The following is a 13,764-nucleotide window of genomic DNA, read 5'->3' on the forward strand; positions in this document are numbered from 1 at the left end:
GCGGCGACACCGGTCGCATGTCCGAGGAGGAGCTGCTCGTGGACGTCGGAAATGCCTGACTTCTGCTGCGACACCTGCCCAGGCGCCGCGCGGGAGCGCGCTGCAGGCGAGTGAAGTCGCAGGCCGGCGACGGCGATGCGTCACGCCTGAGCAAGAGCCAGCATCACGGCAGCAAGCAGCGCCGCGGCCACGCCGAGCGCCAGCACCCCAAGCACGACGAGCCCCCACCTCGTCCGCGGAGATCCCGCACGCGCTACTGACGCTCCGGCGCCAGCCCTTGCCGCATCCCAGGGCTCCGTCCTCGCCAGCTGCTCTCTCCCTGGCGCCACCGCCGTGATAGCCGCTGCCCCCTCCCACCGTTCCGTCGTGCTCACCAGCGTCCCCGTTCCTGCTACCGAAGCAGCCTCCCTCTCCCACCGCTCCGTGCTCACCACCAGGCGGGTTCCCGCACCGGCTTCGGTCGCGCTCCCGCCCTCGCCGGGCGCCGGCCCTGCCACTGCACCCCTTGCTGCCGGCAGCACCGGCCCCGGCAGCTGCGCCCCGGCAGCCGCATCCTCGCTCGCGCTACCCGTCCGCACGCTCGCTCCTCGCAGCCCCCATGCCGGCTCCAGCTTGAACCGCTGCACCATCGCCAGCCGGCTCGGGCCATCCGTGCCCGCCGGCGCGCCCCCGAGCGCCAAGCTCTGCCCCGATGGCGGCGCTGCCACCTGCACCGACTCCCCCTGCCTCGCCCTCCGCTGCCCACGGGCTGCCCGCTCCTGCACCCGCATCGCCCGCTCCCTCGCCGCGTCCGCCGCCTCGCTCAGGAGCTGCCGCGCGCTCGTGTCGCCGAGCGCCCTCTCCGCCGTCACCGCGATCCGCGCCACCTCGCGCAGCGCCGCCGCGAGCTCCGCCGCCCGCGCAAACCGCTCTTCGGGCCTCTTGGCGAGGCACCTGGCCACCGCGCTCCACAGCGCCTCCGGACACCCCGGCAGCACCTCCGGCAGGGGCGTCGCTTCCATGTGTACGTGCGCCGCCAGGATCTCGGTCTCGCCGATGCCCGACGCCTCGTCGAGCACCGCATACGGGTGCGCCCCCGCGAGCATCTCGTAGACGACCACGCCGAGCGCATACAGATCCGCGCGCGCGTCCACGGCGCTCCCGGCGATCTGCTCCGGTGCCATGTAGCGCGACGTGCCGACCGCGCTCCCCTGTCCGGTCAGCCCGAGGCCCGGGCCGCGCGCGTCCTTCGCCACGCCGAAGTCGACGAGCCGCGCGCGCACGCCGTCGCTCACCAGGATGTTCTCGGGCTTCACGTCGCGGTGCACGAGATCGGCCTCGTGCGCCGTCGAGAGCGCGTCCGCGATCTGGATCGCGTAGTGGAGCGCGCGCACCGGATCGAGCCGCGCGCCGCCCGCGATGATCTCCCGCAGCGGGACGCCCGAGGCGCGCTCCATCACCATGAAGAGCCGCCCGTCCGCGGCCCTGCCGGCGTCGTACAGCCGCACGATGTTCGGGTGCGCGACCCGCGCCGCGAGCTTCGTCTCCCGGAGAAAGCGCTCGGCGTAACGCGCCTCCCCCGCGAGGGAGCGGCGGATGATCTTGATCGCCACCGGCCGCTCCAGCGCCGTGTCGAGGGCGGCCCAGACCTCGCCCATCCCGCCGCGTCCGAGGAGGCGGTCGATCAGGAAGCGCCCCTGGAACAGCGCTCCGGGGCTCAGCGGCTCATCGACGCTCGTCACCTCGCGACCCCCGACCTCGCAGCACCTGATGATAGACGATAGCCTGCGGACGATGCGGACGGCGGACGGCGGACGAGAGAGCGCGCGCCCCGGCCGTCATCGCTGCTCTGCCCTTGTTGACCCTCTCCGGGAAAGGTAGCTTCGGCTGTCCATCGCGCGAAGCGCGCCGAGCGCATGAAGCGCCAGCGGGCCGCGCGCCCCGGAGCCCGATGTCGAGCCCACGCCCCGATCCCGATGACGGCGATCCGACCCTCGAGGCCCGCGTCGCGCACGCCGTCGCGCCGTACGCCGATCTCCTGCCCGAGGACGATCTCGAGGCGCTGCGCGCGCTGACCGAGCGCTTCCTCGCGACGCACCCCGTCGCCGCCCCGCTCGTCGACCGGCTCCGCCCGCGCACGCCCCCTGCCTCGAGCGGCGAGATCGAGCGGCGGGAGCCCGCGGCGCTGGCCGAGGCGGCGCAGCGGCTCGCGGCAAAGGCGAGCGCCGCCAAGAAGCGCGGGCAAGGCCGCGACCGATGAGCCACGGCGCCCTTCCGCGGAGGCCTCTGAGCCCTGAGCAGCAGGCGCTCGTCGCGGAGGCCGTGCCGCTCGCCGACAAGCTCTGCGGCCACTTCCTCCGGCGGACGCGCGCGCACTACGTGGCGGACGATCTCCGCTCCGCCGCGCTCCAGGCGCTCCACGACGCCGCGCTCGGCTACGATCCCGCCCGCGGCGTCCCCTTCCAGGTCTACGCGTGGAGGCGCGTCGACGGCGCGCTGTCGGACGCGCTGCGGCAGGAGTCGAAGCACTGGCGCACCGCCCGCGAGGACGGGTACGACGCCGCCGAGGCGGTGCAAGACACGAGCGACGTCCTCGCCGACGGCGACGCCGAGACGACCGCGCAGGCCGATGGGATGGCCGATCAGGTCGCGGCCGCCGCGGTGCTCGGCCTCGTCGGCCGCGCGCTGACGGCGCAGGGCGACGAGGGCGAGCGGCTCCGCGCCACGTACGAGCGCGCCATCCGCGCGGTCGAAGCCGCCCTGTCGCGTCTCCCGGACGAGGCGCGGCGCATCCTCGTGCTCCACCACGTCGAGGAGCGGAGCTGGCACGCGATCGGCGCGGCGCTCGGCTGCTCGGAGCGGACCGCGAAGCGGCGCGGAGCAGAGGCCCACGAGCGGTTCGCCGCTGCGCTTCGCGCGGACCGGGAGCGCGCGCAGGGCGTTGCCGGCGCGCCGGATCGGGTGGGGCTCTCCGGCGCGACATCGGGGTAAGCCGGGGAGCTCCCGAGGACGAGCCCGCGACGCAGACCCGCCGCGCTCGTCCCCCTCGCCTCCCTTCATGGCCTCCTTCCTCGATCGGCCCCCGTTCGGCCTCCCCGGAAATCGCACACGTGCCGGCGCCCATCCGCCTTCGCACGCAGCACGTGCGTGCGGTACGATCGGCGGATGCAGGACGCCCAAGCACGGCGGCTCGCGCGGGCAAACTGGCAAACACGGATCTTCCGGAACGACCCGGAAGGCGAAGCCGACGCGGACGCTCGTTTCTGGGCGCAGATGTCGCCGGCCGAGCGCGTCCTTGCCGCGTGGGCGCTGAGCCAGGAGATGCATGCCCTTGCCCACCCCGATGCTCCCCCCGCTGAGCCCGGACTTTCGCGATCTGTTGTACGAGTTATCCGCAGCTGAGGCGCGCTTCCTCATCGTGGGCGGGTACGCGGTCGCGCTTCACGGCCGCCCGCGGGCGACAAAGGACCTCGACGTCTGGGTCGATGCGACAAAGGACAACGCGCCGCGTGTCATGGTGGCGCTGCGCGCCTTCGGCGCGCCTCTCCAGGGCCTCGTCGAGCGCGACCTCGAGACACCGGGCGTGGGGCTGCAGATCGGCATTCCCCCCCAGCGCATCGACGTGCTCACCCACACGAGCGGGCTCCGCTTCGAAGAAGCGTGGCCGAACCGCGTCGAGATCGCCCTTGCGCCGGATCTCCTCTGTCCGTTCCTCGGCCTCGCCGATCTGCTGCGAAATAAGCGCGCGGCAGGGAGGCCGCAAGACCTCGCCGATGTGGCTGCGCTCGAAGCTGCAAAAGCCCAGCCGCCAGAGGGATGAATCGTCCGCCCCGGTGAGTGAACGCTGCGGCTCGATCCTGCCCTCTCCTGCTACGCTGGAGTCGTCGGAGGGAACATGACAGACCAGAGCCTGCTCGAGCGCATCACCACCCAGACCGAGATCATGGATGGGAAGCCAGTCGTGCGCGGTACTCGGCTCACCGTGCCATTCCTCCTGGGTCTGCTCGCCCGTGGCGCGACCGTGGACGAGATCCTCGAGGAGTACCAAGGCCTCAGCCGCGAAGATATCCAGGCCTGCCTGCTCTTCGCCAGCCGCTCCCTGGAGCAGACGTCGTTCCTGCCGAGCTTGAGGGAAGCGAGCTGAGTGCGGTTCCTCGTGGACGAGTGTACCGGGCCGCGCGTGGCGAGCTGGCTGCGGGACCAGGAGCACGACGTCTTCTCGGTCTACGAAGGAGCCCGCGGCTTGGACGATGCCAGCGTGCTCGCAATGGCCGTCCGCGAGGACCGGATCCTGATCACCAACGATAGGGACTTCGGGGAGCGCGTGTTCCGCTCCCGCCAACCGCATCGGGGCGTGGTCTTGCTCCGGCTCGCGGACGAGCGCAGCGTCAGCAAGATCGCCGCCCTGCAGCGCCTTCTCGCACACCATGCCGCCGACCTCGCCGATGCGTTCGTCGTGGTAGGCGACGCGTCGATCCGCATCGTCCGCCCGTAGCCTCGGTCAGGCGGCTCCGTCTGCAGAACGACGCGTCGCGGGTGGGAAGCCCAGAGGTCCTTCGCTTCGCCGCCGCGCTGCGCACGAACCGGGAGCGCGCAGCGCAGCGCCTTCACGAGCTCAGCCGGGGCTCTCCGTCACGAGCTCCGGGACGACAGGAGTTGCCCCCGGCTCCTCCCCGCTGCCGCTCCCACCGCCGCCTCCGCCATCACCGCGCCCGTTCCCCTCGCCTCCCTTCGGCGCCTCCTTCCTCGGCGACCGGCCCGAGTTGGGCCTGCCCACCGCGAACAGCGACGGAAACCGCTCCTGGATGCGCGAGCTCTTCCGCCACAGCCACAGCGCTGCGGCCCGCACCTCGTCGTAGCGCAGGCAGAGCAGCGTCCAGATCCGCACGTACCGATCGAAGGCCTGCCGGCCCTTCGGCGTCATCGCCGCCGAGAGCTTCTGGATCATCGCCCCGGCCAGCTCCCGCGCGCGCGCCGCGTCGTCGGCCCGGTAGTGCTTCGGGTCCGCCCGTACGACGTCGGCGCGCAGCTCGTAGATCCGCGCGTAGCCGAGCAGATCGTTCGCGAGGTCGCGGTGCCCGGTGCCCGGCCGCAGCCGGTCGAGCTCCGGCTTGATCGCAGGGTCGTCCGCGAGCTGGTACTCGCACAGCGCCTGCATGCGCGCCTCGACCTCCAGCGCCTCGGTGACAAGGGCGATCGGCAGCCGCGCCTCCGTCTCGAGCGCGCCGGCGGCCCGGGCCTCCGCGAGCGCGTACAGCACGGCGAAACACGTGAGCTCCAGCTCGTCGACGTTCGTGACGTCGAACTCCTCCCGGGGCAGCCGCGCGAAGCGCGCGCGCACGTCGGGCGAGGACACGAACCCGACGACGCCGAGGGCCGCATACGTGCCCGCCTCGACATCCGCCCTCACGGTGATGAGCTCGGCCTCGGCGAGCCGGTCGAGCTCCGGGGCGAGCGCCTCGAGCGCCTTCTTGCCGGCCGCGGGATCGTAGATGGGCGGAGCGTACGATGGCTCTCCGGAGGCGGCGGCGGACACGGAGCGCTTCTTCGACTTCGTCACAGCAGGCATATCTCTCCTCCTGAAATCTCCTCGAAAGGGAGGGTGTTGGTTGCGTTCGACCCGAGCCGTCGCGGCGCCGCGCAGGCGCGCGAGCGAACGATGGACAAGGGCCACCGGGACCGAGCGCGTCGCGCGAAGGGGATCCATCGCCCGGCGTCCTTCCGTCCCGTCGAGGAGATCAATCGGGAGCGCGACCCCTATCGGGTCACGAAAATCGACCTGGGTCGGTCGATTTCTTTGCGGCCCCGGCGGGCACGGGCCCTGCTTGCGCGGAGGTCCGTTAGTACAAGAAAAAGAGGCTAGCAGGGCTCTCGACAGCTCTCGACAGCCTCCGCCCAGAGGTTCCGCTCTCCCGGGAGCCTCTCGACAGCCTCCGCCCAGAGTTTCATCTCTCCCCGGCGGCTCTCGACAGCCTCCGCCCAGAGGTTCCGCTCTCCCGGGAGCCTCTCGACAGCCTCCGCCCAGAGTTTCATCGGTGGTGGTTCTCTTTGCGCCCGCCGCAAAAGTGGCCCTCATTCGGGCGGCGGCTCGGGGAAGAGCGACAACTGCTCGGGGCCCCTCGGCTTCGGTCGCCAGGACAGGAGATCCAACTGCGGCGAGTCGGCCGGAGGTGCGTCTTGAGCGGGCGTAACCGGCGCGACGGGCGGCGGGTCCGGCTGGACGGTCGGACGGCGGAGTGCGGGCGTTGGCGCGGTGACGAGCCGCAGGAAGCCACGACCGCCGGGCAACACCCTGGCGGGTGCATCGGGCTGCCGGTGCTCCAAGGGCTGCCGCTGCGGCTTCTCGCCGGGCGGCTCGGACAGGATGGCGTCCAGGAGCTCCTCCAGGCTCCAGATGTGCCCTGTCAGTCCGGCCTCCATCGCGGGGGTCACACGCAGCGTGCGCACCGTCCAGCACAGGTTGAAGTAGGTGTAGTGCAGGGCCACGGCCGCCCTGTGGTGCTCGGGGCTCTTGCTGAAGGCGTACGAGAGCCGACGCATGCGGCCGAGCAGATGGCGCGTGGTGCCGTTCAAGCGCTCCACGTACGCCGTGGAAGCCTTCTTGGGGTCCGGCGTGCCGAACACGGTGTGCTTCGTGATGAACGGGTCCCGCGGGGGCTCGTACCGGTGGTCCGGTCCGCGGTAGGAGCCGGTGCGGTAGTTTTTGACAGTCTGCATGTAGTCGACGCTGAGCCCGAAGTGCGCCGCTACAGCGGCGATGTACGGTGCAAATCCGTCCGTGGTGATCTGCGGCATCACCAGGAGTCGAGCCCGAAGGTCGGCGATGAAGGCGCTGCACGTGTCCATGTCGCGCTTGCCTACGCGCCAGGCGATGACGAGGCGCGAGGCCGTGTCCAAGGCCGTGAAGGAGTACGTCTCGCCGATGCCAGGCGCATCGGCGCCCGTCACCCGGGCCTGCTTCTTCCCGACGTAGGAGAACACCTCGTCGGCCTGGACCAGTTCGCATCGGAGCCCACGCACAAGCCGGTCGTGGAGCCGCTGCGCTCCTGCGCCGAGCGCGAGGCCGAAGCGGCCGATCGCCCCTCGACTGACGTCGGTCATCCGGTTGACCGCGCGCTCGCTGTTGCCGTCCACCAAGGCCGCGAGCACACGCAGGCGCTTCTCGGCCGGGAGCACGTTCGCCACGGGACCCTTGCCTTTCCCCGGCGGAGGGCCCACGATCCGGTCTGCCAGGACGTCGGACGGGTCGCACCGCTCGGCTTCTGCCGCCCTGCCTTCGGGTCGCAACCGGAGGCGGGGCGCTTTCGTCTAAGGTCCTCTGATTATAGCGGTTTTGCCGAGGAAAACCGCTCAGAAGGGCGCTCGGCAGATGCCGACAGGACGGGGTATGTCATAGCGACTGGAGGCGCGTCGTGACCGAGTTCGAGGTCCTCGTCGGTCGCGTCGTGGTCCCGCAGTCCCCTGCGCTTGCCGGGCTCAAATTGGAGCCGTCAAGCTGGGATCGGCTGCGGGCCGCCATTGCAGAACAGGGCGAACACGTCGCCAAGATTCGGCGCGAGAGAGGTCACTCTGATGATCTATAGTGGGCAACCGTGCGCTTAACGGCTTCCTCGATCGTATCGGCAGACACCTTGGAGAAGCCAATGCGCTCGGAAATGTCCTTTGGCAACCTGTTGCGTTGCGCCAGTTCTTTCCACTCGTCCTGCTCATCGGACTTCACGAGCAGTGTCCCGCCAATCCACAAAACACGCCGCTCGGCGTCAACCTCTGAGCCGACATCGAACCACCCAAACGTGACGCCGACACGCAGCGGGGCACTGACGCGCTTGTCAGCATGGGCGTATGTAAGTCGGTAGAACGCCGTGACGGTCGTATGACCGTCTTTCGTAGTCGTGTCGATCGGTTCCTTTTTGGGGGCGAGGTTGGCTGCCTGAAAATGATGGGCAATGTCCGAAATGACCGGCAGAACCAATGCGATAATCGCCTTCAAGCGATCCGCTCGGGCCTTCTCTGCTTCCTCTGCCTTCTGTGCGGCGGCAGCAACTGCGGCGTCGTTCGCGGCCTTTTTCGCCGCGCGCTCCTCGTGAATGTTGGCGACAGCTTCGCCCTGGGCCTTGATCGCGTCGATTAGTTCTTTGCTCGCCATGGGCAGTCCCTCCTGTTCCGGACTACGTGACCTACACGTTCGCTGCTCGTTGTGTAACTCGACGCACGTACAGCGTCAGGCGTTCAGGTCGTGGCAGGCGAGGCGGAGACGGGGAAACCGCTCGGAAGCGAGCAGAAGCGGGGTCGAAAGGACGGGCAATGTCCTAGCGGAGGCGGCTACAAAGCCCGGGGACCTCCTGCACGATTCTGCGGGCTTCGTCTGGCGTTGCAGTTCCAGTGTGAGCGGCGCTGTTCCTGATGCCGCCAAGCGACGTTATGAGTTTTTGCGTGTTCGCATCGTACGCGTCGACTTTACGAAGCGCGCCATTGAGGGGCTCAAGCGTCAGCGGCTTACCGTTGGCGCCAATCGGGTCAACGTCATGACTGGGACACATCGATCGCAGATGTTGCTCAAGAACGGAGCCAGCGAGGACCGCCGCAGGCTGATAGTAGTTCTTCGACAAGAGCTCCTCCGCCTGATCCATGAGACTGGCCTCTACTTCTGCCTCGGCAAGCTGTTTAATGTCGAAGACGTATCCACGGTCCCACGCATCAAAAGCGGAGCTAAGCACTCCATACATTTCATTTGCCAGGCTGTGGTCCCATGCTGCACGCTTGGACTCAAGCTCCTTTGCGGCGGCAAAGTGCGGGCTTTTCTCGCCAAATACTGAGCGAAGCATGGCGAGCGCGCTGGTGATCCATTTTCTGTTGGCTTGCGCATCCACTTCGGGCTCATGCCTGTCGCCGTGCTTCGTGCCCAGCACGGCGTTACCCTCGCTGAGGAGCAAGGTAAAATTTTTCTCAATTCTCTCTAATTTCATGGCTGCCACCGCTTGATGTATCTAATGGACATTGAGTTTGCCAGAGTGCGTAACATTGTATTGCAGTGTGTCGGCGCATGCGCCTCGTATGTCAAAGAGATCCGCTATAGAAATCCTGTGCAGGCTGGCGTGCTTGCGGTGTTGTCTTCATGCGGGCTGTACGTGTGCTCCCGCATTGACAGGCGCGCGACTCATGACGGCGATGCCGGGAGGTGACGAAACGCGAGCCTCGCATTCCGGCTGTCGCAACTGTAGCCAGACACCAGTTCAGTGTCGTGTGTTCAGGATGTTGCGTGGTGAGGGAGAGGTGCGCGATATGATGGCGGGGAGAGGCGGTTTACCGGCGCCAGCGCTTGAGCCGCAAGGCGAGCGCTTCGCGGGCGATGCGGAGCCGACTCGCCGCCGTGTGCGGGTTCATCCGGCGCCGTCGGGCGTAGGCGGCAAGGCTCTCCGGGTCGTCCACGGAGAGGAGCGCGTCCCGCTGCCAGCCCGGCAGGCTGGCCATGGCGTCGAGCACTTCGCGCGCTTCGATCTGGGCGTGCATGTCGACGCCGACGGGCTCGCGCAGCAACCCGAGGGGGCTCGGATGAATCACGGCACGGCGTGCCCACGCGCTGTGGATGTAGTGCGAGGCGAGGCGCCACGCGATGCCGTGGAGCCACTTCCGGAGCGCATCCCGGGGCTTGTCCCGCGGGTCTGGTCTGTACATCCCTCGGCGGACGGCGTTCCAGGCGTTGAGCAACACCTCGGCCTCCACGTCGCGGCGGTCGCGCTTCGGGATGCCGGCGAGCGTCGCGAGGACGAGGCCGCGCTCCGCGAGGATCGCCTCCATCGTCGGCTTCTTCCGGGGATGTCGTGCGGCAGGCGGGCGTCCGGCCCCCTTCCGCGGGCGCTTCACCCGCTCCTCCCGCAGGTTGGGCAGCGGTCTGCGGCGACGGGGCGGCCCAGAAGACGCTCGATCGTGGTTCCAGCTGCACGCGCGGCGCGCATGGCGGTGCCGGGCGACCCGGCGAACTGGCCCGAGGCGATCGCGCGGATCGAACGGGTCGGCATGCCCATCACCTCGGCGAGGCATGCCCACGTGCCGTACGCGGCTCGCAGGTTCTTCAGCGCCGCCCGGAGGCGATTGCGCTCGGGTTCGGTGAGGGAACGGGTGACGAAGTGGCGGCGCCGTGTGGGTACACGTCCGCCTTGCCCTCCGTCCGGTGGGATCAGGTATAGCTGCACTGTCGGACTCCGTGGAAGCGGGGTTCGGCCACGCAGCCCGGGCGATTGCAGTCGCCGCGGGCTGCACTACTTCCGGCCGAACTTAGCCGCTCACGCGACGGTCGGAGTCAAACAGGGCCAGTCTTCTTTAAAGAAGGCCACCACCGTTTCATCTCTCCCCGGCGGCTCTCGACAGCCTCCGCCCAGAGCTTCAGCTCTCCCCGGCGGCTCTCGACAGCCTCCGCCCAGAGCTTCAGCTCTCCCCGGAGTCTCCCTGGGTCGCTGCGCAGAAGGAAGCCCTCAAGGGGAGCGCATCACGGCAGCGGGCGTTCCGGCAGAGGCGGAGGTCGGCGGCCGAAGAAGAGGTGCCAGTAGTTCCAGGACTTCGGGTCCATCACGCCCGGGGGAGCGTGATCCTGCGCGTCCAATAAGGCATGGTCGCCCATTGCGCGCCGCACGGCCCTCACGTCCTCCGCCGTTCCGAGCGTCATCACCTGGCAGAGAAAGTGATGCGGGCGGGCGAGGGCGACCTCGGGCGGCTGCCACCAGACGTACCTGGCGGCAAGGTCGCGGAGCTCGGCGTCGGCGTTCACGAGCAGATCCTACAGCTTACAGGCCCATGCGGCTACCGCGTGGCGGCGCTCCGGCCGGCGGGAGGAGACCCAGGGCGCCATGCGACCGAGCCTTGGCCTCCTCCTTCCGCGGATCGCCGCGCCTGGGACGCGGAGCACAGGCCCCCCGCTCGGCAGGCTCGCCCGTCACATCGGGTGCTCCTCGAAGAAATCGAGCAGCCGTTCGCTCGCGTGGAACGTCTCGCTCTTCTCCCCGAACACCGGCGGTAGATCCCCTCCGCCGGGCCACGTGTGCCCGCCCCCCTCGACCGCGCAGTGCTCGACCTCGACCTCGTCAGCGCAGATCGACCAGGCCCTGCAGGTGGTATCGCCATGCGCATAGGTACGGTGTGAGACATCGGAGCAGCCGTCGCGATCGCGCCAGACAGCGAGGCTCTGGGCCACGGAGATGAACTCGAGGATCCCCGGCACCGGAACCGGGACCTGCCCCTGGCCTCCGCCGTAAGGAATGACGATGTCCGCGGTCCCATGCACATGCAGGACGGAGATGGGGCGTACCGGCGCGCAGGTCGCCGGCGGCACGTGCAGGACGCCGGCAATCGGGGCGATCTCCGGCGGCATGTGCAGGACGCCGGCGATCGGGGCGATCGCCGCGATCCTGTCCGCGAGCTCGCAGCCGAGGCGGTGCGCCATGAGCGCGCCGTTGGACATGCCGGTCACGAAAATGCGGCTCGGGTCGACGCTGTGCTCTGCGGAGATCGCGTCGATCAGATCTCGTGTGAAGGCCACGTCGTCGACGTGATTCTCCCACGCCTCGCCGCAGCACTGGCCCGCGTTCCAGGTCCCGCCGATACCCGCGGGATAGGCGACCAGGAGCCTTCGTTCGTCCGCCAGCGCGCTGAGGCCGGAGAGCGCCGCTTCGCGCTCGGGCGTGCCATTGAAGTGATGAAAGTCGAGCACAAGCGGGACGCGTTTCTTCTTGTTCTGAAGAGAGCTCGGAACGTGCAGGAGGGCCGCGCGGTCGCGCTCGCCGCTCGCCACGTGGATCCAGATGTCTCCAGCCGGGCTCGGCTCGCGGGCGCTGCCCGGCTCGCCTGCCACGGCGCGCTCCGCGGCCGTCCCCAGGGGCTCCGGCGATCCGCAGCCAGCGAGGATGGCGGCGGCCACCATCAAGGAAGATCCTTTCCTGCACTCGATGCGATCCATTCACCTACCTCCGGAAAGCAGCAGGAGCTCGATCGTGCGGAGCTCGTCGAGATCGACGTGGCGTGCCGCCACGACGACCCCCGTTCCCCCTTCCCGAGGACGCCCTTCACACGGCATTTACCGAGCAGCAGGGCCCCCGGACAAATCAACGCTTCCATGACGCTCAAACGCGCTCCCCCTCGGGGCTGCGGGCCAGGAATACGCCGCAGCACGTCGCGACGGCGCTACGCTACCAGGGCAATGATAGTTGTCCAGCTATACCCTTATTTCTCAAATCGAGGTTTCCGAGAACGAACGTCCGCATCCGTCTTCCCCAGAAACGCTCGACTGCAGCCCCTGCCTGGACGAACCCGCGCCACAGCCGCTCTGGGCGAGATGGCTCATGGCCTTTCGGTGCCGGCGCCGACACGCTCATCCTCCGCCCCGCGCGCCTGCCGAACGCCGCCCTGGAGGGCGCAACGACGACCGCACGCGGCCGCCCTGCGCGTAGAAGGGGTCGCTCCAGGTGCCGCGCGAGCTCGATCTGGCGCCCGCGCGGAAGCGGCAGCCCCTCGCCCCCTCCGGCAGCCGCCGCCCTACAGCGTGAGCACCAGCTTGCCCACGGTGCTGCCCGACTCGATCGCCCGGTGCGCCTCGCCGGCTCTTTCCAGCGGGAAGGTCCTTACCGGCGGCGCCGCAAGGCGCCCCTCCTCCACCCAGCCGAGGAGCCGCTCCATGGCCTCGCGCAGGATCTCCGTCCTGTGGAAGAGATACGAGAGGTTGAAGGCCAGCACGCTCTTGTTGTCGTTGCAGAGATCGAGCGGGTTGAAGCGCGGCATCCGCAGGAAGTCGACAGCGAGCTTCGGATAGCTCGGGCGGCCCCCCTGCCGCGGGAGCATCGTGTGGAAGCCGTACACGACGAGCTTGCCGGCCGAGGCCACGTGCCGGTAGCTCTGCCGCAGCGTCTCGACGCCGTTCGCGTCGAGGACCACGTCGTAGCCCTCGGGCGCGAGCCGCTCCGCCGCCCCCCAGAGCGGCTCGCTGCTCTTGTCGATCACCGCGTCCGCGCCGAGGCGCCTCGCCGTCTCGACCTTGTGCGCCGCGCCCACCACGCCGACCACCCGGCAGCCGGCGATCTTGCCGAGCTGCACGAGCGCGCTGCCCACGCCGCCGGCGGCCGAGTGCACAAGAACGGCCATCCCCGGCCGCAGCCGCACGAGCTCGAAGAGGGCGTAGTAGGCCGTCATGAATACCGCCGGGAAGCCGGCCGCCTCCTCCGGCGTGAGCCGAGCGGGCAACGGGAAGACCTGGTGGCGCGGGACCGAGATGCGCGAGGCGTAGCCGCCGAACCGCGTCACGCCGAAGACGGCCGCTCCCGGCGCGAGATCATCGGAGACGCCCTCGCCGAGCGCGGCGACGGTGCCGGCGAACTCGAAGCCGGGCGTGATCGGCCAGCCGACGTACTTCTTCGCCGACTCGTAGAGGCCCATGCGGACGACGCAGTCGGCGTAGTTGACGCCCGCCGCGCGCACGTCGACGAGCACCTCGCCGCGCGCGGGGACCGGATCGGGGTGCTCCTCGACGCGGAGCTTGTCGTGGCTGCCGGGCTCGTGGACGACGATCTTGCGCATGGGCACCTGCTTGGCTGACGTGGCCTCACCACGGATCGGGCACTTCGGAGACGGCGATGGCGGTTGTACACCGATCGGGACGGGGAAGCGCTGCAAAGCGGGCCTCTCCAGCGCTCGCGGGTTCACCGGCAGCTGCAGCGGCGCGCTCGGGGTGGTGCGCTGAGTCGGCTGGCGGAAAAGGAAAGCCACCCTGAAGCTATTGCGCCGTTCTGGCCGATCGGAGAT

General features: G+C 69.4%; 16 protein-coding genes. 5 read left to right on the forward strand and 11 right to left on the reverse strand.

Going from position 1 to position 13,764, the window contains the following annotated elements; all coding sequences use genetic code 11:
* Positions 1-140 precede the first annotated feature (140 nt).
* Positions 141-1,721, reverse strand: coding sequence for a serine/threonine-protein kinase (locus tag WME90_RS26185; protein ID WP_437274725.1), 1,581 nt, complete (start codon positions 1,719-1,721; stop codon positions 141-143).
* Positions 1,722-1,930: 209 nt separating this feature from the next.
* Here WME90_RS26185 and WME90_RS26190 point away from each other — a divergent pair, with 209 nt between their 5' ends.
* The 5 genes from WME90_RS26190 (at position 1,931) to WME90_RS26210 (ending at position 4,474) form a co-directional block, all read left to right on the forward strand.
* Complete coding sequence (locus WME90_RS26190) at positions 1,931-2,239, forward strand: hypothetical protein (RefSeq protein ID WP_437274726.1); 309 nt, start codon at positions 1,931-1,933, stop codon at positions 2,237-2,239.
* Complete coding sequence (locus WME90_RS26195) at positions 2,236-2,970, forward strand: sigma-70 family RNA polymerase sigma factor (RefSeq protein ID WP_437274727.1); 735 nt, start codon at positions 2,236-2,238, stop codon at positions 2,968-2,970. The genes WME90_RS26190 and WME90_RS26195 overlap by 4 nt, the downstream gene beginning before the upstream one ends.
* Positions 2,971-3,304: 334 nt before the next feature.
* A complete protein-coding gene (locus WME90_RS26200; RefSeq protein WP_437274728.1) occupies positions 3,305-3,799 on the forward strand; it encodes a hypothetical protein in 495 nt (164 codons plus the stop codon).
* Between the two features lie 75 nt (positions 3,800-3,874).
* A complete protein-coding gene (locus WME90_RS26205) occupies positions 3,875-4,123 on the forward strand; it encodes a DUF433 domain-containing protein (protein WP_437274729.1) in 249 nt (82 codons plus the stop codon).
* Complete coding sequence (locus WME90_RS26210; protein ID WP_437274730.1) at positions 4,124-4,474, forward strand: DUF5615 family PIN-like protein; 351 nt, start codon at positions 4,124-4,126, stop codon at positions 4,472-4,474.
* A 120-nt stretch (positions 4,475-4,594) separates the two neighbouring features.
* On the opposite strand, the gene WME90_RS26215 is transcribed toward WME90_RS26210, so the two are convergent.
* The 10 genes from WME90_RS26215 to WME90_RS26260 form a co-directional block, all read right to left on the reverse strand.
* On the reverse strand, positions 4,595-5,548 hold the full coding sequence (locus WME90_RS26215; protein ID WP_437274731.1) for a hypothetical protein: 954 nt from the start codon (positions 5,546-5,548) through the stop codon (positions 4,595-4,597).
* A 290-nt stretch (positions 5,549-5,838) separates the two neighbouring features.
* A complete protein-coding gene (locus WME90_RS26220; RefSeq protein WP_437274732.1) occupies positions 5,839-6,012 on the reverse strand; it encodes a hypothetical protein in 174 nt (57 codons plus the stop codon).
* Between the two features lie 39 nt (positions 6,013-6,051).
* Positions 6,052-7,164, reverse strand: a complete 1,113-nt coding sequence (locus WME90_RS26225; protein ID WP_437274733.1) for an IS1 family transposase — start codon at positions 7,162-7,164, stop codon at positions 6,052-6,054.
* 379 nt (positions 7,165-7,543) lie between these two features.
* Positions 7,544-8,125 carry a hypothetical protein gene (locus WME90_RS26230; RefSeq protein ID WP_437274734.1) on the reverse strand — a complete coding sequence of 194 codons (582 nt, stop codon included), beginning with the start codon at positions 8,123-8,125 and terminating at the stop codon, positions 7,544-7,546.
* Positions 8,126-8,288: 163 nt separating this feature from the next.
* The gene (locus WME90_RS26235) at positions 8,289-8,954 is read right to left on the reverse strand and encodes a DUF4145 domain-containing protein (RefSeq protein WP_437274735.1); all 666 of its coding nucleotides are present in this window, start codon (positions 8,952-8,954) and stop codon (positions 8,289-8,291) included.
* A 328-nt stretch (positions 8,955-9,282) separates the two neighbouring features.
* A complete protein-coding gene (locus WME90_RS26240) occupies positions 9,283-9,843 on the reverse strand; it encodes an RNA polymerase sigma factor (protein WP_437274736.1) in 561 nt (186 codons plus the stop codon).
* A complete protein-coding gene (locus tag WME90_RS26245) occupies positions 9,840-10,172 on the reverse strand; it encodes a transcriptional regulator (protein ID WP_437274737.1) in 333 nt (110 codons plus the stop codon). Before WME90_RS26245 ends, WME90_RS26240 begins: the two co-directional genes overlap by 4 nt.
* A gap of 293 nt (positions 10,173-10,465) precedes the next feature.
* On the reverse strand, positions 10,466-10,744 hold the full coding sequence (locus tag WME90_RS26250) for a hypothetical protein (RefSeq protein WP_437274738.1): 279 nt from the start codon (positions 10,742-10,744) through the stop codon (positions 10,466-10,468).
* Between the two features lie 165 nt (positions 10,745-10,909).
* Entirely contained in the window at positions 10,910-11,893 is a 984-nt protein-coding gene (locus tag WME90_RS26255; RefSeq protein ID WP_437274739.1) for an extracellular catalytic domain type 1 short-chain-length polyhydroxyalkanoate depolymerase, read from the reverse strand.
* Between the two features lie 611 nt (positions 11,894-12,504).
* Positions 12,505-13,539, reverse strand: a complete 1,035-nt coding sequence (locus WME90_RS26260) for a synaptic vesicle VAT-1 family membrane protein (protein ID WP_437274740.1) — start codon at positions 13,537-13,539, stop codon at positions 12,505-12,507.
* Positions 13,540-13,764 lie beyond the last annotated feature (225 nt).

The organism is Sorangium sp. So ce375, from assembly GCF_051473855.1.
Classification (GTDB): Bacteria; Myxococcota_A; Polyangia; order Polyangiales; family Polyangiaceae; genus Sorangium.